The sequence below is a fragment of the Stenotrophomonas mexicanensis genome (assembly GCF_032911605.1).
GTDB classification, from domain to species: domain Bacteria; phylum Pseudomonadota; class Gammaproteobacteria; order Xanthomonadales; family Xanthomonadaceae; genus Stenotrophomonas; species Stenotrophomonas maltophilia_A.
In genome coordinates this window covers 316306-339735 of record NZ_JAWJTG010000001.1, presented here as the reverse complement: position 1 = coordinate 339735, position 23430 = coordinate 316306, and the positions used below count along the sequence as shown (strand labels likewise).

The following is a 23430-nucleotide window of genomic DNA, read 5'->3' as shown; positions in this document are numbered from 1 at the left end:
TCTTTCGATGAGAACCGTGATGAACGACCACGTCCGCGCACGAACCGACTCCCGCCGCCCGCGGCCGGCCCGACGGGCGCTGCTGTGCTGCGCCGTGCTGCTCAGCCTGGCCGCCCCGGCCGGTGCGATGGCCGCCGAAACCACCATGGTCAAGCTGATCAAGGGCCTGATCGCCAGCGGTGCGCTGAAGCCCGAAGATGGCCAGGCATTGCTGGTGCAGGCCGAAGCCGAAGCGGCGGCCGCACAGCGCACTGCAGCCACGGACAGCACCGCGGCGAGTGGTGGCGTGGCCCTGGAGGCCGGTGACGTGCGCGTGCCGTACGTACCGCAGAGCGTGCGCGACGGTATCCGTGACGAAGTGCGCCAGGACGTGATGGCGCAGGCGAAGTCGGAAGGCTGGGCGGCACCCAACGAAGTGGCCGAGTGGACCAAGCGCATCAAGGTCACCGGTGACATGCGTGTGCGCAGCGAGTCGCGCTTCTACTCCGAGCGCAACAGCGACATCGTGAGCAACTGGTCGTCGATCAACGCCGGCAACGGCTTCGACACCAACACCAATACCAACCTGCAGCTGCCGCCGCTGCTCAACACCCGCCAGGACCGCCGCAACCTGTGGCGCATCCGTGCCCGCCTGGGCATCGAGGCAACCATTGGCCAGCACACCACGGCCGGCGTGCGCCTGGCCAGCGGCAGCAGCAATGGCCCGGTGTCGACCACCGAGCAGCTGGGTGGCGGCCTGAGCAAGAAGGACGTGTGGCTGGACCAGGCCTGGCTGGCCTACAGCCCGGCGGACTGGGTGACGGTGCGTGGCGGCCGCTTCGGCAATCCGTTCTGGACCAGCGACACGCTGTTCTCCAACGATCTCAATTTCGATGGTCTGGCCGCGAACCTGAAGTATGACTTCGATGGTGGCGACCTCGACCTGTTCGGCAACCTCGCGGTGGTACCGCTGGAGTACACCTCCGACAGCTCGCCGAGCCAGAGCAAGGTCAAGACTCCGAACGAGAACAAGTGGCTGTCCGGTGCCCAGGTGGGCGTGAACTGGCGCTTCAACGATGACAACGCGCTGCGTGCTGCGCTGGGCTACTACGACTTCAAGAACATCAGCGGTCGCCTGTCCTCAACGTGCTCGCTGTATTCGGGTGCGGTGGGCTGCGACACTGACTGGTCGCGCCCGGCGTTCATGCAGAAGGGCAACACCCTGATGCTGATCCGCAACATCGCGCGCAATCCGGTGGATCCGGCCGGTACGCCGACCCCGCAGTATGTCGGCCTGGCCTCGGCCTTCCGCCTAGCCACGCTGAACCTGCGCTGGGATACACAGCTGGCGCAGGGCATCGGTCTGCGCCTGGATGGCGATTACATCCGCAACCTGGCCTACGACAAGCAGGCCATGTTCAGTCGTGCCCAGAACGGCATCGTCAACAACTACGGCGCCGGCGATACTGTCGGCATCGATACCTTCCGCAGTGGCGACACCGCATGGATGGTGCAGGCCACCTTCGGTGCCACCGAGCTGAAGGAGAAGGGCCAGTGGCAGGCGCTGCTGGGCTACAAGCACATCGAGGCCGACGCACTGCCCGATGCCTACAACGATCCGAACTTCCACCTGGGCGGCACCAACGCCCGCGGCTACTACGTGGGCGGCGCTTACGCGCTGGATGCACGCAGCTGGATCAGCGGCAAGTGGATGGCGGCCAAGGAAGTGTCCGGCGCGCCGCTGTCGATCGACGTGTTCCAGCTGGAGTTCAACACCGGGTTCTGAGTGGCGGGCGTGATGCGGATCACGTAGTGCGTGGCGGGGGCGCAGCGATGCGCCCGTCTAAGGAAAGGAGACCACGCGTTGTTCAAAAGGAGGAGTGGATGAGCCGTCGCAAACTGTTCGAGAGTCCCGAACCGTCCAGCCAGATGCTGGGTGTTGGACCGGCCTATGTTTCAGTGGAGGGCCTGCGCCAGCACCTGGCCGAGTTCCTGCTGTATGCGGGCCGGCCGGTGGTGATCATGCGCGGGCGCAGCGAAGTGGGCTACTTCCTGCCGGCGCGCTGCTGGCGCCAGCGTGACGATGATCCGCTGGCGGCGGCTGCCGCCGACCAGCTGCTGGATGCGGCCGGTTTCCAGGCCGAGGACATCCAGCAGGTGGAGCAGGAATTCAACGCCATGCGCCAGCGCACCGTGCTGCATTCGCGGCGCTGAAGCAGATCCACGCCACGCGTGGATGGGGTTACGCTGCGCCCCCGCGCTCGCTGGTGATCCGTGCACCTTCGCGCATCACCAGCGTCACCGGGGTCTTTTCCACCACCTCCAGCAACCGCTGCCACTGCGCATCGCTCAGCTCGGCGCTGGCGTGCAGCACGCGGTGCACATGGAGGCGTCCATCCGCATCGCGTTCCGAACGCAGCTCGGCATGGAACTCGCCCAGCTCCCAGTCCTTGCGTTGCGCATACATGCGCAGGGTGATGGCGGTGCAGGCCGCCAGCGAGGCCAGGTACAGATCGAAGGGCGCGAAGCCCTTGCCCTGGCCGCCCAGCGAGGCGGGCTCGTCCGCATCCACATCAAAGCTGCCATTGCTGATGTGGTGCAGGTAGTTGTCGCCGGTCGAAAAAATGCGCGCGTAGGCCATCACATTCTCCATCTGTCTCTAGCGTCGAGCCACGCTCGACCAAACCCACTGTAGCGTCGAGCCATGCTCGACTGCTCCCAAAGGCGGCGCCAGCCAAGGCCAGCGCCGCCACCCAATCACTCGGTACGATCGTACGAGAACTGGATGCCTGCCGTACCACCGGTTTCGATGAAGAGGTTCATGAACGCCGGCACCGTTTCCGAACGGGCCCAGTCGCGCTGCAGCTCGCAGAACAGCTGCGGCACGCTGATCAACTGGCCCCCGGCCTGTTCGATGCGGCGTAGTGCTGCGTCATGCGCCGCCAGCGAGGTACCGCCGACGGCGTCGACCACCACATACACTTCATAGCCTTCCTTCAACGCGTCCAGGGCCGGGAAAGTCAGGCAGGCCTCAGTCCACAGCGCAGTCATGATCAGCTTGCGGCGGCCGGTCGCCTCCACCGCCTTGCGGAACTCGACGTCTTCCCAGGAATTGATGGTGGTGCGGTCGTAGGTGGGGTAGTCGCCCAGCACCTTGCGCAGCTGCGGAATCGGCGGCTTGTTCAGGCCGGTCTTGACGTTGACCGTCGAATGCACGATCGGCAGACCGTAAGCCACAGCGGCCTTGGCGGTGCCGACGATGTTGTTGACCAGCAGCTGGCGGTCCATCGAGGCGATGGAGTTCACCTGCACCGGCTGGTAGTCGATGATGATGAAGGCGGAATTCTGCGGGGTCAGCAGGTGGTCGCTGGCCGGGTCGCGGATCGGTTCACTGGACATGATGGGTCTCCGGTTGGGAGGAGTGCCGGCAGCGGGCCGGCACCCCGGGGGCAGCTCAGCTGCGCTGCGAATCCAGCTGCTCGTGGTTCTTCTGCACGTCCTGCGCCTTCAGGTAGCTCTCGATCAACAGCTGGTAGTTCGGGAAGATCTTCGTGTAGACCTCGGCCCATTGCTGGGCATCGTCACGGTTCCAGCTGCGCTGGATTTCCGAGGCTACCGCGGCGGTGTCCATCGGCACCACGCCGGCCTGCACCACGCGGGCCAGGGTGATCTCTTCGGCCATCTTCGAATAGGTGCCCGAGGCATCGATCACCGCGAACACCTGGTAGCCATCGGCCACGGCGGCGATCGACGGGAAGGCCATGCACACGCTGGTGATGGTGCCGGCAATGATCAGCTGCTTGCGGCCGGTGGCCTTCACCGCAGCAACGAATTCCGGGTTGTCCCAGGCGTTGATCTCACCCTTGCGCGCCACGTACTGGGCATGCGGGGCCGCGTCGTGGATCTCCGGGATCAGCGGGCCGTTCGGGCCCTGCGGGACCGAGGCGGTGGTGATCACCGGCATCTTTGCCAGCGTGGCCATCTTCGCCAGCGCAGTGGCGTGGGCGCGCACGCTGGTGAATGGCATGTCACCGATGGTCTGGAACAGGCCGCTCTGGTGGTCGATCAGCAGCATCGCGGCGTTGTCCGGATCGATCACCGGGCGGGCACCGTTGAAGTTGGCGGGGGTACTCATGGTCAGTCTCCTGGGGAAGGTGGGCGATGGCCCATTGGCGCGGCGGGTCATCGCCCGCCGCGCGGAAGCGCTCAGTGCGCGATCTGGCCGAAGCGGCCGCTGTTGAAATCGTTGACCGCCTGGCTGATCTCGGCCTGGCTGTTCATCACGAACGGGCCGTAGCCCACCACCGGCTCGTCGATCGGCTCGCCGCTGAGCAGCAGCACAGTGGCGTCGCTGTCGGCGTCGACGAACACGTCCTCGCCGCTGCGATCGAAGGTGACCAGCTGCGCCTCGCCGACCGGCTGGCCGCCGTTGATCCGGACCGAGCCCTTCAACACCACCAGCGCCAGCGTGCGGCCATCGGCCACCGGCAGTTCGGCGTGGTGGCCCTGCTGCAGGCGGATGTCCCAGACATCCATCGGCGTGTGGGTACGTGCCGGACCGGCGTGGCCGTCGAAGCGGCCCGCGATGACACGCACGCGGCCGGCGCCCTCAGGCAGATCCACCGAGGGGATCTCTGCGTCAAGCAGGGTCTGGTAGCCCGGTGCGCCCATCTTGTCCCGCGCCGGCAGGTTGACCCAAAGCTGGACCATGTCCAGCGTGCCGCCGCGCTTGCTGAATTCCGGTGTGTGGAATTCCTCGTGGAGGATGCCGGAGGCAGCCGTCATCCACTGCACGTCACCCGGGCCGATGGTGCCGCCGGCCCCGGTCGAATCGCGGTGGGCGACCTCGCCCTCATAGACGATGGTGACCGTCTCGAAACCGCGGTGCGGATGCTGGCCGACCCCACGCGGGGTATCGCTGGGGGCGAAGCTGTACGGGCCGGCATAGTCCAGCAGCAGGAACGGGCTCAGGTGCTGGCCGTGGGTGTTGTAGGAAAACATCGAGCGGGCGGGGAATCCATCGCCCACCCAGTGCGGGCGGGGGGCGCTGTAGGTACCGGTGACACGCTTCATGGCGATCTCCTGGCCGGGGCTGCCGGCCGCTGTTCTTCGTTGCAGGAGACGATATCGCCGCGACAATTGGGCCGGTAGACGCCAATATTTGCCGTCATAGTCCTATCTGGTGAACAATGGCGGCAGGCCGTGGGCCGCAGGAGATCGCCCCGTGTTCATCGCAGATATCCGCCGTTGTGACCTCAACGACCTGTTCTATTTCGCCATGGTGGTCGAGCACGGCGGCTTCTCGCAGGCCGGGCGGGCGCTGGCCATGCCGAAGTCGAAACTGAGCCGGCGCATCGCGCTGCTGGAAGAACGGTTGGGCGTGCGCCTGATCCAGCGCTCGACCCGGCGTTTCTCGGTCACCGAGGTCGGCCAGGACTACTACCGTCATTGCAAGGCAATGCTGGTCGAGGCCGAGGCGGCCGAAGAAGCCATAGCGATGTCACGCGCCGAGCCGCGCGGCACCATCCGCCTGGCGTGCCCGATCGCGATCCTGCACGCGCGCATCGGCCCGATGCTGGCCGACTTCCTGGCCCTGCACCCCCAGGTGACGGTGCAGCTGGACGCCACCAACCGCCGCGTGGACGTGGTGGGCGAGGGTGTGGACGTGGCGATCCGGGTACGGCCGCCGCCATTGGAAGACAGCGACCTGGTGGTGCGCGTGCTGGCACGCCGGGTGTGGTGCACCAGTGCCAGCCCGGCGCTGCTGCAACGGTTGGGCACGCCGCAGGTGCCGGCCGACCTGGCGATGATGCCGACCGTCGATCTGGCCTCGCCCAGTCAGCAGCATGTGTGGGAATACAGTGGGCCCGGCGAGATCCAGGCCAGCGTGCATCACCGCCCGCGCCTGGTCAGCGATGACATGATCGCGTTGCGCGCAGCCGCGGTGGCCGGGGTCGGGCTGTTGATGCTGCCGCGGATGATGATCACCGATGAGCTGGAGAGCGGGGCGCTGCTGCCGGTGCTCCCCGAGTGGGTGCCGAAACACGGCATCGTGCATGCGGTGTTCCCTTCGCGGCGTGGGCTGCTGCCGGCGGTACGCGCGTTGATCGATTACCTCGCCGAGCGTTTCGAGGCGTTGGACGAACCGTAGGCTCCGCATCCACGCATGGCGTGGATCTACTGGATCCGGCGCCGCCTGGGAGATCCACGCCATGCGTGGAGATCCTGGTGCCGCGCGACGGGCTTTCGCTTGCCGCCTGCGGCCGCGCAGCCCACAATCCATGTCCGGACCGTCGCCATCACGCCCATCATTCCCCGGTCCGGCCTTGGCACCTATGTCTCCCAATGCCCTGGCGCTGGTCGAGCTGCTGATCCGCGAGCGCCGTGCGTTGTCTCGCTTCATCGCGCGCTATCTCGACCCGGCCAGTACCGAGGACACCCTGCAGAACCTGTACCTGAAGGCCAGCAGCGTGCCCGGTGATCCACCGATCCTGGAGCCGCGCGGCTATCTGTACCGGATGGCCTATCACCATGCGCTCAACCGCAGCCAGGCCGACGCCCGCGAGCGGCGCGTGATGGCCGAGTACGCCGCCGACATGGCCGAGGCGGGCCACGACGGCGAGGCGCAGGCACTGGACCAGGCACAGCTGCGCGAGATCACCCAGACCATCCTCGCGCTGCCAGCGCAGGTCCGCGAGTGCTTCGTGCTCAACCGCTACCTGGGCCTGAGCGAGCGCGAGATCGCGACACGGCTGGGTATTTCCAAGAGCCTGGTCGGCAAGCATGTGCTGCGCGCGGCACTGTTGATCCAGCAGCACCAGCAGGGAATGCATCGATGAGCGGCGATTGCCGTGGGCAGATCGCGCCCGCCGTTGTCACAACAGGAAAGCGCACCCGTTCGTGGTGCGGCAGGCCACAACCATGACCACGTCCGAACCCTCGCCGCGTCAGGCCAGGCAGGCGTTGCGCTGGGTGATCCGGTGCAGTGCAGGCCCGCTGCCGGAACGCCAGCAACGAACCCTGCAGCGCTGGTTGCAGGCCGATCCGCGCCATGCGCTGGCCTGGCGCCAGCAGCAGGCCTTCTGGCAGGGGCTGGATGCCGCCGGGCCCGACGTGCTGGCGGCGCTGCCTGAATTGACCGCCGACCGCCAGGGATTGCGTCCGGTCGCACCGCGCCGTCGCCTGCCATGGCTGTTGGCCAGCGCCGCCGCTGTGGTTCTGATGGTCGCGGCCGCACCGCAGGCGCTGTTGCTGGCGCGCAGTGACCTGCGCAGCAGTGATGCGCCGCGCGTGGTGCAGCTGGACGACGGCAGCACTGCCGTGCTCGATGCGGGCACCGCATTGGCGGTCGAGTTCGATGGCCAGCAGCGGCACCTGCGCCTGCTGCGCGGCCAGGCCTGGTTCCAGGTGGCACACGAGGCGCGCCCGTTCCACGTCGAGGCGGCGGGCGGCCTGGTCCGTGACATTGGTACCGCCTTCAGTGTGTCGATGCTGGATACCACGGTCACCACCCAGGTCAGTGAGGGTGTGGTCGAAGTGCGGCCGGGCGATGGCAGTGTGCAGCGCCTGCATGCCGGGCAGTCACGGGCGTTCCGTGACGGCCGCTGGCTGCAGCCGGTGCAGCTGGAAGATCCCGAGGCCGTGGCGCCGTGGCGGCGTGGCGAGGTAGTGATCGATGATCGGCCGGCCGCGCAGGCCATCGCCGATCTGGCCCGCTATCGGCGTGCACCGGTCTGGGTACTGGGCGGGCAGGGCGCGAACGTGCGGGTCAGTGGCCTGTTCCACCTGCAGCAGCCGGAGACCGCCATTGATGCCGTGGCCGCACAGGCAGGACTGCGCATGCAGCGCTTGCCCGGTGGCGCGTTGGTGCTGTGGTGAGGTGCCGCCGGTTCATGGCGGAATACGCGGCATGAAAAAAACATGAAAAAACCGTGGGCACCCGCAGTGTCCCGCTGTCTATAGAGGTATAGCCAGAGCGAAACACCGTTTTTCCTCAAGCCAGACACACCACCGGCACCGGATGTGCCCGTGGTCCAGCCACGCTTGAGGAGTTCCTGTCCATGCCGTCCACGGCATCCGCCTGTCATCGTCGCGCCACCGTTCTGGCCCTGGCCGTTTCCACCGCATTGCTGCCGCTGGCCTGGGTGCCGGCCGTGCAGGCACAACCGGCGATCGTCGCGCCGGTGCGCCAGTACGCCATCCCGGAGCAACCACTGGCTGATGCCGTACGTGCCTTTGGCCGCCAGGCCGATGTGCAGGTGGTGTTCCGCAGTGACCTGGTGGAGGGCCGCCGCTCCAGTGCGGTGAGTGGCGAGTACAGCCAGATGCAGGCGCTGCAGCAGCTGTTGCGCGGCAGCGGCGTGCGCGCGCAGCGCGGCATGGACGGCACCTGGAGCTTGCGTGCCGCAGCGGAGGCGGATGAGGGGGAAGGGGTGCGGGTGACCGAGACGCTGGACGTGGCCGGTCGCCTGCAGTCGGAAGGGGGCGAGGCCCGCGATCGGCGCGGCTACGATGATGTGTTCGCGCTGGACCTGACCACGGCGTATTCGGGGCGCGACCGGGTGGAGCGCTATCGCGGTTCCAATCCAGCCGACGTGGTCAAGGATCTGGTCGGTGTGTTCAGCGGCGATGCGCGCAACAGCGGCGCGCTGGACATCAACATCCGCGGCATCCAGGGGCCCGGGCGGGTGCCGGTCAGCATCGACGGTGGCGAACAGGCGCTCACGGTCTGGCGCGGCTACAACGGCGTCAGCAACCGCAACTACATCGATCCCAACCTGATTGGTGGCATCCAGGTCATCAAGGGGCCAGGGCTGGTGCGCGATGTGCACAGCGGGATCGGCGGTGCGCTGGTGATCAAGACCATCGACGTTGACGACATTGTTGCTGCCGGCGAGCGCTTCGGCGGGGAGCTGAAGATCGAAGGCAGCAGCAATGCGGTGGCACCGCGCCTTCCGCGCCTGCACACCGGCGAGGATTACCGCACTGTGCCGGGGTTCCCGCAGGGCTCGCCGAACTCACCCTATGACGACCGCACCCTGGTGGTGCCGGTGAAGTCGCGCAGCGGCAACAACCCCTTCGATGGCGAAGACCAGGCCTGGCGGTTGGCACTGGGCGTACGCGGCGACAACGTCGACCTGATGGCCGCCTACGCCTGGCGCAAGCGCGGCAACTACTTCTCCGGCAGCAAGGGAAGCGCGTACTACGACCAGGACCGGCGCGAGCAGTACGAGTACCAGGGCATCGACTACATCACCACGCTGGCGCGCTATTTCAAGCCCGGCGATGAGGTGCCCAACACCTCCAGCGAACAGGAGTCCTGGCTGGTCAAGGGAACCTGGCAGATCAACGACGACCAGCAGCTGAAGGCCACCTGGCGGCGCACGCTGTCGCACTACGGCGAGATCATGCCGTCGCGCATCCTCTCGGCGCCCGACTACGGGCGCATCCAGTGGCCGCTCAGCCGGGTTGCGTCCGATGCCTGGAACCTGGAATACCGCTTCCAGCCGGCCGGCAGCCGCTGGCTGGACCTCTACGCCAACCTGTGGCGCACGGAGACGGACAGCGATACCTACAGTGCTGGCGGCTTCCCGAACTTCGCAGTGGGTAATCCGGCATGGAACCCGGACGCCAGCCCGATCCTGCGCAACACCGCGCTGGCCAACGCGCGCAACGACCGCACCGGCCTGATCCTGAGCAACCGCTTCGCCCTGCATTCGACCCTGGACCTGACCGTGGGTGGCAACTGGCAGTACGAGAAGCTCGGCTCGAGCGATCCGTACTTCGGTACCACCGATGGCTGGCGTATGTTCCCGCGTGCCGGGCGCCGACAGGAGGGCGAGGGCTACCTCACCCTGGAGTGGCGGCCGGTCGACTTCCTTACCCTCAATGCAGGCGTGCGCTACAGCCGCTACTGGGCCTTCGACGATTTCCTCGAGGCGCACCCCGAGCTGCTGACCAAGGGCGTAGGTGGCAAGGAAGCGCAGTACACCGTGAACGAGTTGCCGCCCCGTCCCGCCAATCTGCAGGCCCGCATCGACGCGTTGGAAGCACGCCGCGCCGTATGGGAAAAGCGCGGCATGGGCTGGTTCATCGATGACAGCATCCGTGCCTTGCTGGCACCGTACGAGACGCCGCGTCCGGTCAGGTACACGCGGCCCTGGCTGCCCGATGCCGATGGCAACTACACCCGCGCCGGCAATCCCTGCCTCAATGGCGAAGTGGCGGCCATTCCCGGCGTGCAGCCGGTGTTCGCCGGCAGCGACCAGGTCTGTAACATCGGCAACAGCGTACAGTCGCAGCCGGTCGATGCACGCAACAGCCGCCGCCGCGACCATGCCTGGCTGCCGACCTTCTCGGCCACTGTACACCTGTCCCCGGCCGCCCGTGCCTACGTGCGTTACAGCGAAGCGGTTCGCTTCCCGAGCATGTTCGAAAGCACCATCGCCTTCTCCGGAAGCCTCAATCCGCTGCATGCGCTCAAGCCCGAGCACGCCTACAACTACGAAGTGGGCTACGTGCACAACCTGTCGGCCCTGTTCGGCAACACCGCCGATGCCGACGTCAAGCTGGCGTACTACGTGCACAAGACCCGTGACGTGATCGAGCGCGATGGCAACTTCCTGTTCGACAACATCGACAAGCAGACCATCCGTGGCATCGAACTGCAGGCCCGCTTCGACAACCGGCGCTTCTTCACCGATCTGGGCATCACCCGCACGCTGGAAAACGAGGTGTGTGACGAGAGCACGGCGGTGCTCCTGGATGCGAACCGCGGCCTGGTCCCGAACTGCGTGCAGGATGGTTTCGTCGGTGGCTACCTGCTGACCCAGGCCATTCCCAAGCTGTCGATCAACTGGTCGCTGGGCACGCGCCTGTTCGATGAGCGCCTGGAGCTTGGCAGCCGCATCGTGCACTACCAGCGCCACGAGAACCCTGATCTGCAGGCCTACCGTGACCGCCTGCTGAGCGGTGGCAGCGGCCTGCTCTGGCAGAACGTGCCGTTCACCTGGGGAAACATCACCACCGTCGATGCCTATGCGCGCTGGCGCTTCAACGAGCATGCCAGCGTCGAACTGGTCGGCAGCAACCTCGGCAACCGCTACTACGTCGATCCAGCCACGCGGTCCACGCTGCCGGCCCCGGGTCGCACCCTGAAGCTCGGCGTCACCGCACGCTTCTGATCTCCCACCTTCAAGCGTTGTACCCGTAGTTCCCTCAACCAAGGAGCAATACCATGAAAATGATCTCCCGTTCGGTTCTCGCCGTTGCTGCCTCGCTGGCTCTGGTCGGTGCCGCGCATGCTGCCGATATCGTCGGTGCCGCCAGTGCCAAGACCGATGCCGAGCTGTATGTGGCGGTTGGCGAATCGCAGGTCAATGGCGGCCCGCACCGCGCTGGCAAGGCCGGTATCGGTGTCGGTACCGTGTCCCAGGCCAAGCCGGTGGACTTCCAGGGTCTGAGCGCCTACTCGGCGCCTACCACCGTCAATGGCGTGACGGTACGTACCCTGGCCATGCCGATCACCGGCGCACCGGGCAGCCACGCCGGCATGGGCCACTTCAACTTCGTCAAGGTCGGCAGTGGCGATGTCTGGTTCGGTGAATGGTCCAAGGATGGCGCCGCCGGTGGCTTCAACAACCGCCAGGTCTACTTCGTTGGTGACCGCGCCGGCACCACGCTGCCTGCTGGCGTGGCGTCCTACACCGTTGCTGGCCTGAACAAGTTCAACGGCAGCAACCTGCTGAGCGGCACCTTCGACGCCGACTTCGGCGCCGGCACCCTGGATGGTGCGCTCTCGGGCAACGGCCTGAACCTGGCCATCGTTGCCAACATCAACAGTGCCGACGCATCGTTCGCCGGTTCGGCCACCGCCAACGGCAGCGTTGCCGGCACCACCCAGGGGCAGTTCTTCGGCGCCAACGCGGCCGCCCTGGCCGGTATCGCCACCTTCAGCGGCAACAGCCAGTACGACACCGCCTTCGGCGGCAGCAAGAACTGATTGCCACGCCCTGACGGGGCAGGGCAGGGACAAGCCGCGATCCGCCAGTCCCTGCTTCGGCCCGCTGCATGCACCACCACGGATCGACCATGCGCCATCCCATCTTCCTTGTCGTACTGCTGCTGGCGGCTGCCGACGTGCGCGCCCAGCAGGACGATCTTCGCCGCGTGCTCGAACAGGGCACCGACCTGCGCCATCAGCAGCAGGACCAGCAGCGCCTGCAGCAGGCCGAGTCGGAGCGACCGACCATCACCATCGACGGCCAGACCCTGCGCGTGGAGCGCACGGTCGACGATCTGGGCCAGGCGCTGTACCTGTCGCTGCAGCATCAGCAATGGGGCGCCGCGCAACGCTTCCTGGATGAATACATCGAACTGCCTGGCCACGACCCGTTGCTGCGCCACTATGCGCAGGGCGGCCTGGCGCGGGTGGCCGGCAATCACCACCGCGCGGCCAACGAGTACGAGGCGCTGCTGGAGGCACAGCCGGATTTCCTGCCGGCCCGCCTTGAACTTGCGCGCGTCTACGCCGAAGACCAGCGCGATCGCGATGCGGTGGCGTTGTTCGCGGCGATCGCGGATGGCATCAGTGCCGATGACCCCGCCACCGCAGGTGTACGCGGACGGGTGGACGCCTATCTGGCTGCGCTGCAGGCGCGCCAGCGCTGGAAAGGCGCGCTGTCCGCCGGCCCGGCATGGAGCGACAACATCAACCGCAGTTCGGCCAGCCGCACCTGCCTGTTCGGGGTAGGCGACACCTGCATCATCCAGCGCAATCTTCCCGATGCCCAGCGCGCCATGGGCCTGGACTACGACGGTAACCTCGAACGTCGCTGGACCCTGAAGGGCCACCATGGCGTGTACGTGCGTGGCCTCGCATTCGGCCAGGCATGGCGTGGGCACAGCGCCTACAACGAGCTCAATGCCAACGTGCAGGCGGGTTACAGCTGGCGTAGCGCACGGCATACCCTGCAGATCGCCCCCAGCTATGACTATCAGGGCCTCGGCAACCGGGCCCTGCAGGGCGGCAGCGGGCTGCATGGCGAATGGCAATATGCGCTGGACGCGCGCAGCCTGCTCAAGCTGGAGGCCGACTGGAAGCGCCAGCGCTATCGCCAGCGTGGCCTGGCCGCCAATTACGACGGTGAGCTGGCCGCGGTGTATGCCACCTGGTTCCGTGCGCTCAACCCGCGCTGGACCCTCTTTGCCGGGCTGGACCTGAGTGACAGCAGCGCCGCGAACCCAGCCAACGGCTACCGCCAGCGCGGCGTGCGGCTGGGTGCGGCGCGGCAATGGAGTGGCACCACCGCCACCGTATTCGTCTCGTTGCGCGAGCGCGACTACGACGCGTGGAGTCCGCTGCTGGAGGCGCGGCGTGAGGACAGCGAACAGAACCTGATCGCCATCGTGCGCAGCGAGCGCCTTGCCGTGGCCGGGCTGGTACCCAGCCTGAGCCTGCGCTACGCGCGCATCGACAGCAACGTTGGCTGGCTGTACAGCCACGACCGCAGCCTGCTCAGCCTGAAGTGGGAGCGGGTCTTCTGAACACGCCGCTGCAATGCCGCGGTGAACGGGCCGTGGCCGCGATCTTCATCCATCATCACGCGCTCTTGTAGCCCGGTTCGCGCATCCTGCGGGCGTTGCGGCAGAGCTGGGCCGCGTGTATCGAGGAGCGCCGGTCGTGCTGGAAGCGGGCAACAAACCAGAGGGCCTGAAAGGGCTGCGTGTACTGGTGGCGGAGGATGAATTCGCCATCGCAATGTTCCTGGTCGACTATCTGGAGCTGAAAGGCGCACAGGTAGTGGGGCCGGCCGGTGACCTGCAGGCGCTGGGGCAGCTGGTCGATACCCATCCCATCGATGTGGCATTGCTGGACATCAACCTGGGCGGTGAGCAGGTCTATCCGCTGGCCGATCGGCTGGCCGAGGCGGGTACGCCCTTCCTGCTGACCTCCGGTTACGACGACAACCTGCCCAGCCGCTTCGCCAGTGCGCCGCGCTGTACCAAGCCTTATCACATCGAAACCCTGGTGCAGCAGCTGGCCGGGCTGGTGGCGGCGCCGCAGGTCTCTGCGGGCATCGCCTGATTGCGCGGCATGTCGCGCCGTCCTGAAGGCATCCACGCCGCCAAGCTGCGTGGCTCGATGCCGCCTGCGTCGCGCCTGCATGCGCGCCACGATGGCATGGCCGCGCGTATCGCCCGCCACGACTGGTCGTCCACGCCATTGGGTGCCTGTGAGCAGTGGCCGCCCCACCTGCGCGCCACCGTCGACCTGATGCTGGCCCATGGCTTCCCGATGATCGTGCTGTGGGGCGAGCAGCTGGTGCAGCTCTACAACGATGGTTATGCCGAGATCCTGGCCGACAAGCATCCCGGCGGGCTCGGCCAGCCGACCCGCGAGTGCTGGCCCGAGGTGTGGCATATCAACGGGCCGATCTACCAGCGCGTCTGGCAGGGCGAAACCATCACTTACGAGGACAAACTCTATCCCCTGGCGCGCCGCGGGTGGTTGGAGGACGTCTGGTTCACCATTACCTACAGCCCGATCCGTGGCGAGGAGGGGCGCATCAACGGCGTGTTGGTGACCATGTTCGAGACCACAGCGGCACATGTGGCCCAATTGGCACGCGAGCGCGAAGAGCAGAAGCGGCGGGAGGCGGACCGGCGCCTGGCATTGGCCTTCAAGGTGCTGCCGGTAGGTGTCTGCATTGTCGACACCGAGGGGCGCTTGCAGCTGTCCAACGACCAGATGCGTGCCTACCTGCCCAGCGGCAAGGTGCCTTCCACGGATGAGGTGAACCTGCATCGATGGCGCGGGTGGCATGCGGACGGTAACGCCATCGAGGCGCACGACTTCGCCATCGCCCGCGCGATGCGCGGCGAGACCGTGGTGCCGGGGCTGGAGTTCCAGTACCTGCATGATGATGGCCGCGCGCGCTGGACCCGCGTCGCTGCCGCGCCCCTGCGCGATGGCGACGGTGAGGTCAGCGGGGTATTTGCCATCGCGGTGGACATCGACGACCTCAAGCGTGCCACTGAGCGTCAATCGGTATTGCTGGCCGAACTGCAGCACCGGGTGCGCAACATCATGTCGACCATCCATGCCATTGCCTGGCGGACCCGCGAGTCGGTCAGCAGTGTGGATGAATACGCTGAACGGTTGTGCGGGCGACTGATGTCGCTGGCACGCACGCAGAGCCTGCTGACCCGTGGTGCCAATGCCGGCGTCTGCCTGCGTGGCATGCTCGAAGAGGAGATCGCTGCGCAGACGCCGGCAGCGGCCGCCTACCGCCTGCAGGGCGAGGACGTGCTGCTGCCGCCGAAAGCAGCCGAAGTACTGTCCCTGGCGATCCACGAATTAGCGACCAACGCGCTGAGGCATGGCGCGCTCACCCATGAGGATGGCCGGATCGAGGTGACCTGGGATCTGCAGGTTCAGGCCGGCCAGCCATGGCTGGGCCTGCACTGGTGCGAGCGTCATGCCGAGGTGGAGGACTGGGAGCTGCCCCGCCAGCGCGGCCTGGGCCGGGCGCTGATCGAGCAGCGCGTGCCGTACGAGCTGGCTGGCAGCGGGGAGCTGCGCTTTGGCCCACAAGGCCTGGATGCCTGGATCCGCTTCCCGCTGCGGGAGCGCGACAGCCTGCTGCAGACCGATGCTCCGGGCGCGGCGGCGGAGGGTTCCGTCAGGTAAAGGTCCATTTATCCCCAATTTGGCCAAATTGGGTATAGTGGCCATAGTCCACTTCTGTCTGGAGCCGTGCCATGACCCTGCCGCTGGATCTGCCTGGCCTTGAGAAGGCCCCGGCCTCGTCGGTGAAGACCCGTGGCTGGCCGAGCCTGATGCGCACCGTGCGCGAGAAGCAGGCACTGGTCATCACCAACCATAATCATCCGGAAGCGGTGATCGTGGATATCCGCACGTATCAGGAGCTGCTGGCCAAGGCCGCTGGCGGTGACGCCGGTGAGCGCAATGAAGAGCTGCTGCGCCTGCGCGGTGAGTTCGACCAGACCCTGGCCAGCCTGCAGCGCGGTGAGGGGCTGGGCAAGGTGCTGGGCCAGCCGATCCGCCGTGGCCGCAAGGTCACCCTCGGCCGTCCGCTCTGAACGATGGGGCGGATCCTGGTGCTGGCCGGCGTCAATGGCGCCGGCAAAAGTTCGCTGCTGGGTACCTGGCTGGAAGCCGAAGGACTGAGCTGGTTCAACCCCGATTCGTTCACCCGCCGCCTGGTCGAGGCTGGCTGGCCGCTGCCCGAAGCCAATGCCGAGGCCTGGCAGGAAGGCACCCGCCGCCTGCGCCAGGCCATGGCCGATGGCACGGACTTCGCCTTCGAAACAACGCTGGGTGGCAACACCATTCCACGCCTGCTTCGCGAGGCCTGCGAGCACCATCACGTCGCGATCTGGTTCTGTGGCCTGGCCACGGTCGAGCTGCACATCGCCCGTGTGGCGGCGCGAGTAGAGGCCGGTGGCCACGATATTCCGGTGGAAAAGATCCACGCCCGCTTCGATTCGGCGCGCGAGAACCTGTTGGACCTGCTGCCGCACCTGGCTGAGCTGCATGTCTACGACAACAGCGCGCCGGCCGACGCAGAAGGCTGCGCCGAGCCCCTCCCTGTGCTGGCGATGGAGCGCGGCCAGCTGCAGTACCCGGTCTCGGTGGCCGAACTGCTGCACACGCCGGACTGGGCCAAACCGATCGTGATGCGTGCGATGGAGTTGGACACCCCGCAGTAGATCCACGCCATGTGTGGATGTCTTTCACGCATCGCGCGAAACCGCGCCGTGCACGACCGGGCGCCACCGGAGCTGCGGTTAGACTGACCGCACACTCATGGAGGACGACATGCACGGACCTGCGACGTTCCGCTCCACTTCGATCTGTCTGGTGCTTGCTGCGCTGGCGCTGTCCAGCCTGACGGCGACGGCCGCGCCTGCCGCGTCCAAGCGGGTGGCGCCGCCGCCCAGCCTGGTACAGGCCTACCACGCCGCCGAAGCCAACCTGCGGCTGATTCCCGGCGACGACATTGAATCCGATTTCCGTCCGGTGTGGACCGCTGTTGCCGACCTCGATGGCGATGGCCGTGCCGAGGTCGTGTACTTCTATACGTCCACCTACACCGGCGGCAGCTTCGCGCAACGCAATGTGGTGGCGGTGATGACGGCGCTGACGGCAAACGATCCGCGCGGCCAGGAGAACCCGAACAGCCTGTCGCCGGTTGAAGCAGAGGACTATGCCGCCATCCGCCAGTATGGCTATGGTGACGACGCGGTTGAACAGATTCCAGGCGCCATCCGCGCGATCCGCATCCAGGGTGATCGCATCATTGTCGATTTCACCGTCAGTGCCGGGGCGACGGTCTGCGAATGGAAGAGCCCGAACCGCCACGTCTGTCCGCCGGACGGAAACTACACATGGACGCTGCGTTGGATGCCGGGGAAGCTGACCCGCATCAAGAAATAGCGCCAGGTAGCGCCGGGCGTATCCGCCCGCCGCCACTGGCCCCATGTAGATCTACGCCGTGCGTGATGCGTGGATGGCATTTCGCGGCGAGCCTCAGGCCGGTTTCACCTGCTCGGGCTCTGCAACGTCCGGCAACGGCGGCAGGCTCGGGTCCACTGTCACCGGCGCATCGCTCTTCAGCAGCGCAGCCGCTTCCCTGTCGCTGCCGACGGCCGGCGGTGAACCACGCAACGGCAGGCCGGCGGTTTCCTTCACGAACAGCATCGTGATCAGGCCGACCACCGCCGCGCCCATCAGGTAGTAGGCCGGCACCAGCGGGTCGCCGGTACGTTCCACCAGCCATGCGGTCACCAGCGGCGTGGTGCCACCGAACAGCGACACCGAGACGTTGAAGGCGATCGACAGCGCGCTGTAGCGCACCGGTGTGTAGAACAGCGCTGGCAGCGTGGATGGCATCGAGCTGGTGAAGCACACCAAGGCCAGGCCCAGCAGCATCAGGCCGAGGAAGATCATCCAGTCGTTGCCGCTGCCGACCAGCAGCAGGCACGGAATGGCCAGCACCAGCAACGCAATGCAGGCGCCGATGATCATCGGCCGGCGGCCCAGCTTGTCACTGAACAATCCGCCGACGATGTTCAGCGGCATCATCACCAGCATCACGATGATGATCAGCAGCAGGCCTTTGCTCTCGGCGTAGCCCATGGTGACGCTGAGGTAGCTGGGCATGTAGGTCAGCAGCATGTAGTCGGTGACGTTGAACACCAGCACCAGGCCCATGCACACCAGCAGTTGGCGGCCGTGCACCTGGAACAGCGCGGCCAGCCCGGGCCGGTCGTGCTCGCGCTTCTCGGCTTCCTCGGCGAAGGCGCGGAATGCCGGGGTCTCTTCCAGCTTCATTCGCATGTACAGGCCGAGCAGGCCCAGCGGGCCAGCCACCAGGAACGGAATGCGCCAGCCCCAGTCCAGCATCTGTGCGTTGCTCAACAGCATGTGCAGTGCGGTGACCGTACCGGCGCCGGCGATGTAGCCGCCCAGCGTGCCGAACTCCAGCCAGCTGCCCATCAACCCGCGGTTGCGGTCGGTGGAATACTCGGCGATGAAGGTGGCCGCACCGCCATACTCGCCGCCGGTGGAAAAGCCCTGCACCACACGCGCCAGCAGCAACAGCACCGGTGCCCAGATGCCGATCCGCTCGTAGGAAGGAATCAGGCCGATCGCAAAGGTACCCAGCGCCATCAGGATCATGGTGAACGCCAGCACTTTCTGGCGCCCGTAGCGGTCGCCGAGCGGGCCGAACACCAGGCCACCCAGCGGGCGCACCAGGAATGCCACGGTGAAGGTGGCGAAGGCCGCGATCACCTGCGCGGTGGGATTGCTCGACGGGAAGAACACCTGGCCGATGGTGACGGCCAGATAGCCGTAGACACCGAAGTCGAACCACTCCATGGCATTGCCGAGGGCGGCGGCGCCGACGGCGCGCTTGAGCATGGGCTTGTCGACGACGGTGATCTCATCGACCTTCAGGTGGCGGCGGCGTTTGAACCAGCCGAAATGGGCATGGGAATCGGGCGTGTCCTGCATGGGGGTTCCCTTGTAGGTATGGAATAGGGGAATGGGTGCTGTGGTGTGTCCCGGAAATCGGAAACGGCGATGCAGGCGCAAGTGGCGCAGGGGCATCGGAAGGCGGCGTGGGGGCCGGGGAATGTGTGCAGGCGCAACGCCACGCGCACGGCAAAGCACCGCCGCAAGGGCGGAAACGCGGCAACGGAATCACAACGGCCGCGCAGTTGGCAGCCGCGTGTCACATCAGCGTGTGGGGAAGGCAGGCCGTGGGCCTGCGGGCGTCATCCGCCGGGATCCAGCGCGAGGCGATGGAAATGCAGGGCGGGAGCAATCGTGGCAAGCGAAGCGCCGGTCGGCAGTGCTTCCCACGTAACAGGTGCGCCCGTCACGTAGTGGGTCGTGTCGATCATCCGTTCATCATAACGGCACCGGCGTGAGCGTGCAGCGAAGCGGGCTGATCTGCACGCTGTGTTCCACGTCGCCTGTTCAGAAGGCTCAGGCCGACTTCGCCAGCAAACCGAACACCGTGCAGGCCATCGCCAAGGCGCCCGGCAGTGCCAGTTTCCGCGTGACCAGTGCGGCGCCGATCATGGTAAGCACCGAGAGCATGATGGCCAGGGCGAAAAACGGTTGGCCCTGCAGGAACTGGTGGATGCATCCGGCGCAGCCGGCAATGGCCAGGCTGGTGGCGAAGCAGACGTGGAACAGTGAGCCAGCGTGCACAGAGGTTCCTCGCGATGATGGAGGCCATAGCGGCAGGCCTCCCGGTAAATTTAGGGCGGATTCCAGATTGCGATGACGGAATCACATCCTGTACGCGCTCTGGTGACATAGGCGTGCATAAGGTGGAGCGCACACCCACTTTTCAAGTTGATGGAGGATGCAATGGCGCGGACGATTCCCGAAGGAACGCTGATCGTGGTAGCCGACGGTGGTTCGGCACGGGTGTTCACCAACGTGGGCAGCAACCATCAGTTGACCCTGAAGCAGGAGGGCGAGCTGCGCCTGCAGGACATCAGTGAGCAGGGCGTGTCCGGGCAGGGGCCTGCGGGTGCAGTGCCGAAGGACATGTCGGTCTCGCAGCTCAACGAGGCTACGTTCGCCAAGCAGGTGGCCGAACAGCTCAACGAGGATGCCTTGAAGAACCGCTATGCGCACCTGGTGCTGATCGCCGACCCGACCACGCTGGGTCGCATCCGTCCGCTGCTGCATAAAGAGGTCCAGGCGCGATTGCTCGGGGATATTGCCAAGGACCTGACCAACGCGCCGCTGGAAGACATCCAGAAGGCACTGGCGGCGTAGCGCTCATGCCGTTCATGCGTGATCACCTTCCGAACGAGCCCACCTCTGCGGGGGTGGCGGCGCAGGCTGGGTGGCAGGTGCTGGAGTTCGGTGCGCCCTGGTGCGGTCATTGCCAGGCCGCGCAGCCCGCGTTGCAGGCCTTCGTCGAAGCGAACGATCTGCCGCATTGGAAGATCGAGGATGGCAAGGGAAGGCCATTGGGGCGAGCGTTCAAGGTGAAGCTGTGGCCGACAGTGGTGCTGCTGCGCGATGGAGAAGAGGTCGCGCGGGTGGTGAGGCCGCTGCACAGCGCGGACCTCATGTCGTTGCAGAACGCGATTCCCGGTTGACGATTGAACCCGGCGCGGGACACCGGGCAGTCGCACTGCAGCATGCGGCGTGACAGGCCCAGTGCTAGCATCCGGCTACCACCTGAATCGATCCAAACGCCGATGCCCACGCTGGACCGTCGTCTCCTGATCGCTGTCGCCGCCACGGCAATGCTCGCTTCCGGCCTGGCGTCGGCCGCTCCCGCCAAAACCGCCGCCGACAAGGCCTACGCCTCGGTCGACCCGTTCATTGGTACTGGAGGTGAAGGCCACACCTACCCGGGTGCCACAGTGCCGTTCGGCATGGTCCAGCTCAGCCCGGACACACGCATCCAACCACGCGAAAAGGCCTATGGCTGGGCAGCCGGCTATCGCTACGACGACAGCAGCATCGTCGGCTTCTCGCACACGCATTTTTCCGGCACCGGTCATTCGGACCTCGGCGACATCCTGCTGATGCCGTTCACCGGCAATCCCGGCCTGGAGCGCGGTGATCCGGAAAAGCCACGCAGCGGCTACGCCTCGCGTTTCCGCCACGACGACGAGAAGGCCGAGCCGGGCTACTACGCAGTCACCCTGGATGACTACAAGGTGCGCGCGGAGCTGACCACCAGTGCGCGCGTGGGCGTGCACCGCTATGCCTTCCCCAAGGGCACCGATGCCAAGGTGCTGCTGGACATGCGCACCAGCATGTACGACTACCCGGGCAAGGTGCTGTGGTCGCGGGTGCGGGTGCGCGCCGATGGCACGGTGACCGGCTTCCGCGAAACCCGTGGTTGGGCGCCGGGCCGCCAGCTGTATTTCGCGATGCGTTTCTCGCGGCCGCTTTCCGGGCATGAGCTGCACAACACCGAGCAGGACATTGTCTACAAGGGCTTCCCGCCGCCGGGCGAGAAGGATCCGGCGCAGCGCGCACAGATCGAGGGGCGCCAGCTGGTCGGCACCTTCGCCTTCGGCAAGCTGGATGCACCGCTGGTGGTCAAGGTTGCGATCTCGCCTGTCAGCGAAGCCGGTGCCATTGCCAACCTCGACGCGGAAGTGGCCGGCTTCGATTTCGACCGCGTGCGTGCGCAGGCAAAGCAGGAATGGACGCAGGCGCTGTCGGTGCTCGATATCGATGCGCCGGAACATGCGCGACGCAGCGCCTATACCGCGCTGTACCACACGATGCTGGGGCCGACGTTGTTCATGGATGCCGATGGCCAGTACCGCGGTTCGGACAACGCGGTGCACCAGGCCAAGGGCTACACCAACTATTCGACGTTCTCGCTGTGGGATACCTACCGTGCGCTGCATCCGTTGCTGACGCTGGTGCAGCCGGAGAAGCGCAACAGCGACTTCGTCAATTCGATGCTGGCCCACCATGAGCACAGCCCCTACGGCATGCTGCCGGTGTGGTCATTCCATGGCCTGGAAGACTGGTGCATGATCGGCTACCACGCCGTGCCGGTGATCGCCGACGCCTACGTGAAAGGTATCCGCGGCTTCGACGCCGACAAGGCACTGAAGGCGATGGTCGAGACCGCCAACTACGGGCCCTACGACGGCATCGCGCAGTACCGCGAGCTGGGATATGTGCCGATCGACGAGGAAGGCGAAGCGGCCAGCAAGACACTGGAGTACGCCTTCGACGACTGGACCATCGCGCGCATGGCACAGGCGATGGGCAAGACCGATGTTGCGGCCACCTTCGACAAGCGCGCCGGCAACTGGCGCAACGCCTTCGACAAAGACACCGGCTTCATGCGCGCACGCAAGCGCGATGGCAGCTTCCGCACGCCATTCGACCCCAGCGCCAGTGGATACGGCACCGACTACACCGAGGGCAATGCCTGGCAGTACTCATGGTACGTGCCGCAGGATGTGGCCGGTCTGGCGGCAGCGCACGGTGGCAGTGACAAGCTGCTCGCGCGCCTGGACGAGGTGTTCAACGCCAAGGTCGACCCGTCCATCTTCGAGCACATGGAAGACATCACCGGGCTGATCGGCTGGTATGCGCACGGCAACGAGCCCAGCCACCACGTCGCCTACCTGTATTCGTATGCCGGTCAGCCGTGGCGCACGCAGGCGCGCCTGAAGCAGATCATGGATACCCAGTACGCCGACCGCCCCGATGGCCTGGCCGGCAATGATGACGTCGGCCAGATGTCGGCGTGGTACGTGTTCACCGCCTTGGGCTTCTACCCGGTGGCCCCGGGGTCGGGCGAGTACATCCTGGGTCGCCCGTTCCTGCCGAAGACCGCGATGCGCCTGCCGAACGGCAAGACCTTCACCATCGTGGCCGATGGGCTGGATGACAAGCACACCTATGTGGGCAATGTGAGCCTCAACGGCAAGCCATTGCAGCGCACCTTCCTGCGCCACGACGAGATCCTGGCCGGTGGCGAGCTGCGCTTCAGCATGCAGGCCGAGCCGAACAGGGACTGGCCGGGGCAGGGCGCGCAGGCGCCGTATTCGATGAGCCGATGATGATGGGTAGGTGCCAACCAAGGTTGGCATCTACCGGGGTCCGCCGGCTGGGGTGCTTTTGGTAGGTGCCAACCTTGGTTGGCATGCAGGACATCAACGGCGCCAACCAAGGTTGGCATCTACCGGGGCCCGCCGGCTGGGGTGCCTTTGGTAGGTGCCAACCTCGGTTGGCACGCGGGAGGTCAACGGCGCCCACCAAGGTGGGCGTCTACCGGAATCCGCCGGCTGGGGTGCTTTTGGTAGGTGCCGACCTTGGTTGGCATGCGGGACGTCAACAGCGCCCACCAAGGCGGGCGACTACCGGATGGCGTGACCGGGTAGGTGCCAACCTTGGTTGGCACGCAGGAC

Annotated in this window: 23 protein-coding genes; 16 read left to right on the top strand and 7 right to left on the bottom strand. The window is 66.3% G+C overall.

Annotated elements, in window-relative coordinates:
* The first annotated feature begins 19 nt into the window (after positions 1-19).
* Positions 20-1765, top strand: coding sequence for a putative porin (locus R1L06_RS01615; protein WP_317216741.1), 1746 nt, complete (start codon positions 20-22; stop codon positions 1763-1765).
* A 98-nt stretch (positions 1766-1863) separates the two neighbouring features.
* A complete protein-coding gene (locus R1L06_RS01610; RefSeq protein ID WP_005409871.1) occupies positions 1864-2193 on the top strand; it encodes a hypothetical protein in 330 nt (109 codons plus the stop codon).
* A gap of 28 nt (positions 2194-2221) precedes the next feature.
* Here R1L06_RS01610 and R1L06_RS01605 read toward each other — a convergent pair whose 3' ends face one another.
* From R1L06_RS01605 to R1L06_RS01590, 4 genes are all read right to left on the bottom strand, one after another.
* Positions 2222-2620 carry an OsmC family protein gene (locus R1L06_RS01605; protein WP_317216740.1) on the bottom strand — a complete coding sequence of 133 codons (399 nt, stop codon included), beginning with the start codon at positions 2618-2620 and terminating at the stop codon, positions 2222-2224.
* Between the two features lie 116 nt (positions 2621-2736).
* Complete coding sequence (locus R1L06_RS01600) at positions 2737-3378, bottom strand: hydrolase (protein ID WP_005409869.1); 642 nt, start codon at positions 3376-3378, stop codon at positions 2737-2739.
* 55 nt (positions 3379-3433) lie between these two features.
* Complete coding sequence (locus R1L06_RS01595; protein ID WP_032129426.1) at positions 3434-4114, bottom strand: hydrolase; 681 nt, start codon at positions 4112-4114, stop codon at positions 3434-3436.
* Positions 4115-4185: 71 nt separating this feature from the next.
* Positions 4186-5052: a pirin family protein gene (locus R1L06_RS01590; protein ID WP_032129427.1), complete on the bottom strand. Its 867-nt coding sequence runs from the start codon at positions 5050-5052 to the stop codon at positions 4186-4188.
* A gap of 151 nt (positions 5053-5203) precedes the next feature.
* Here R1L06_RS01590 and R1L06_RS01585 point away from each other — a divergent pair, with 151 nt between their 5' ends.
* The 11 genes from R1L06_RS01585 (at position 5204) to R1L06_RS01535 (ending at position 17440) form a co-directional block, all read left to right on the top strand.
* The gene (locus tag R1L06_RS01585) at positions 5204-6130 is read left to right on the top strand and encodes a LysR family transcriptional regulator (protein WP_071227968.1); all 927 of its coding nucleotides are present in this window, start codon (positions 5204-5206) and stop codon (positions 6128-6130) included.
* Positions 6131-6314: 184 nt separating this feature from the next.
* The gene (locus tag R1L06_RS01580; protein ID WP_317216739.1) at positions 6315-6818 is read left to right on the top strand and encodes an RNA polymerase sigma factor; all 504 of its coding nucleotides are present in this window, start codon (positions 6315-6317) and stop codon (positions 6816-6818) included.
* A gap of 82 nt (positions 6819-6900) precedes the next feature.
* Positions 6901-7857 carry a FecR family protein gene (locus R1L06_RS01575; protein ID WP_317216738.1) on the top strand — a complete coding sequence of 319 codons (957 nt, stop codon included), beginning with the start codon at positions 6901-6903 and terminating at the stop codon, positions 7855-7857.
* 182 nt (positions 7858-8039) lie between these two features.
* Positions 8040-11162 carry a TonB-dependent receptor gene (locus tag R1L06_RS01570; RefSeq protein WP_317216737.1) on the top strand — a complete coding sequence of 1041 codons (3123 nt, stop codon included), beginning with the start codon at positions 8040-8042 and terminating at the stop codon, positions 11160-11162.
* Positions 11163-11215: 53 nt separating this feature from the next.
* On the top strand, positions 11216-11980 hold the full coding sequence (locus R1L06_RS01565) for a Slam-dependent surface lipoprotein (protein WP_032129432.1): 765 nt from the start codon (positions 11216-11218) through the stop codon (positions 11978-11980).
* A gap of 89 nt (positions 11981-12069) precedes the next feature.
* Positions 12070-13524, top strand: coding sequence for a surface lipoprotein assembly modifier (locus tag R1L06_RS01560; protein WP_317216736.1), 1455 nt, complete (start codon positions 12070-12072; stop codon positions 13522-13524).
* 136 nt (positions 13525-13660) lie between these two features.
* On the top strand, positions 13661-14065 hold the full coding sequence (locus tag R1L06_RS01555) for a response regulator (RefSeq protein WP_019337750.1): 405 nt from the start codon (positions 13661-13663) through the stop codon (positions 14063-14065).
* Between the two features lie 9 nt (positions 14066-14074).
* Positions 14075-15670: a sensor histidine kinase gene (locus R1L06_RS01550; protein ID WP_317216735.1), complete on the top strand. Its 1596-nt coding sequence runs from the start codon at positions 14075-14077 to the stop codon at positions 15668-15670.
* 71 nt (positions 15671-15741) lie between these two features.
* Positions 15742-16083: a type II toxin-antitoxin system prevent-host-death family antitoxin gene (locus R1L06_RS01545; RefSeq protein WP_317216734.1), complete on the top strand. Its 342-nt coding sequence runs from the start codon at positions 15742-15744 to the stop codon at positions 16081-16083.
* 3 nt (positions 16084-16086) lie between these two features.
* On the top strand, positions 16087-16713 hold the full coding sequence (locus R1L06_RS01540) for an ATPase (protein ID WP_049399751.1): 627 nt from the start codon (positions 16087-16089) through the stop codon (positions 16711-16713).
* Positions 16714-16822: 109 nt separating this feature from the next.
* Positions 16823-17440, top strand: coding sequence for a hypothetical protein (locus R1L06_RS01535; protein ID WP_317216733.1), 618 nt, complete (start codon positions 16823-16825; stop codon positions 17438-17440).
* 93 nt (positions 17441-17533) lie between these two features.
* Here R1L06_RS01535 and proP read toward each other — a convergent pair whose 3' ends face one another.
* The 3 genes from proP to R1L06_RS01520 form a co-directional block, all read right to left on the bottom strand.
* Positions 17534-19021, bottom strand: coding sequence for a glycine betaine/L-proline transporter ProP (gene proP / locus R1L06_RS01530; RefSeq protein WP_317216732.1), 1488 nt, complete (start codon positions 19019-19021; stop codon positions 17534-17536).
* Positions 19022-19284: 263 nt separating this feature from the next.
* Entirely contained in the window at positions 19285-19413 is a 129-nt protein-coding gene (locus R1L06_RS01525) for a hypothetical protein (protein ID WP_256200907.1), read from the bottom strand.
* 85 nt (positions 19414-19498) lie between these two features.
* Positions 19499-19726: a hypothetical protein gene (locus R1L06_RS01520; protein ID WP_049462507.1), complete on the bottom strand. Its 228-nt coding sequence runs from the start codon at positions 19724-19726 to the stop codon at positions 19499-19501.
* 162 nt (positions 19727-19888) lie between these two features.
* On the opposite strand from R1L06_RS01520, the gene R1L06_RS01515 reads away from it, so the two are divergent.
* From R1L06_RS01515 to R1L06_RS01505, 3 genes are all read left to right on the top strand, one after another.
* Positions 19889-20305 (top strand): baeRF12 domain-containing protein, encoded by a 417-nt coding sequence (locus R1L06_RS01515; protein WP_019337746.1) that lies wholly within the window; start codon positions 19889-19891, stop codon positions 20303-20305.
* Positions 20306-20310: 5 nt separating this feature from the next.
* Entirely contained in the window at positions 20311-20634 is a 324-nt protein-coding gene (locus R1L06_RS01510) for a thioredoxin family protein (protein ID WP_317216731.1), read from the top strand.
* 102 nt (positions 20635-20736) lie between these two features.
* Positions 20737-23082 carry a GH92 family glycosyl hydrolase gene (locus R1L06_RS01505; RefSeq protein ID WP_317216730.1) on the top strand — a complete coding sequence of 782 codons (2346 nt, stop codon included), beginning with the start codon at positions 20737-20739 and terminating at the stop codon, positions 23080-23082.
* Positions 23083-23430: the final 348 nt, after the last annotated feature.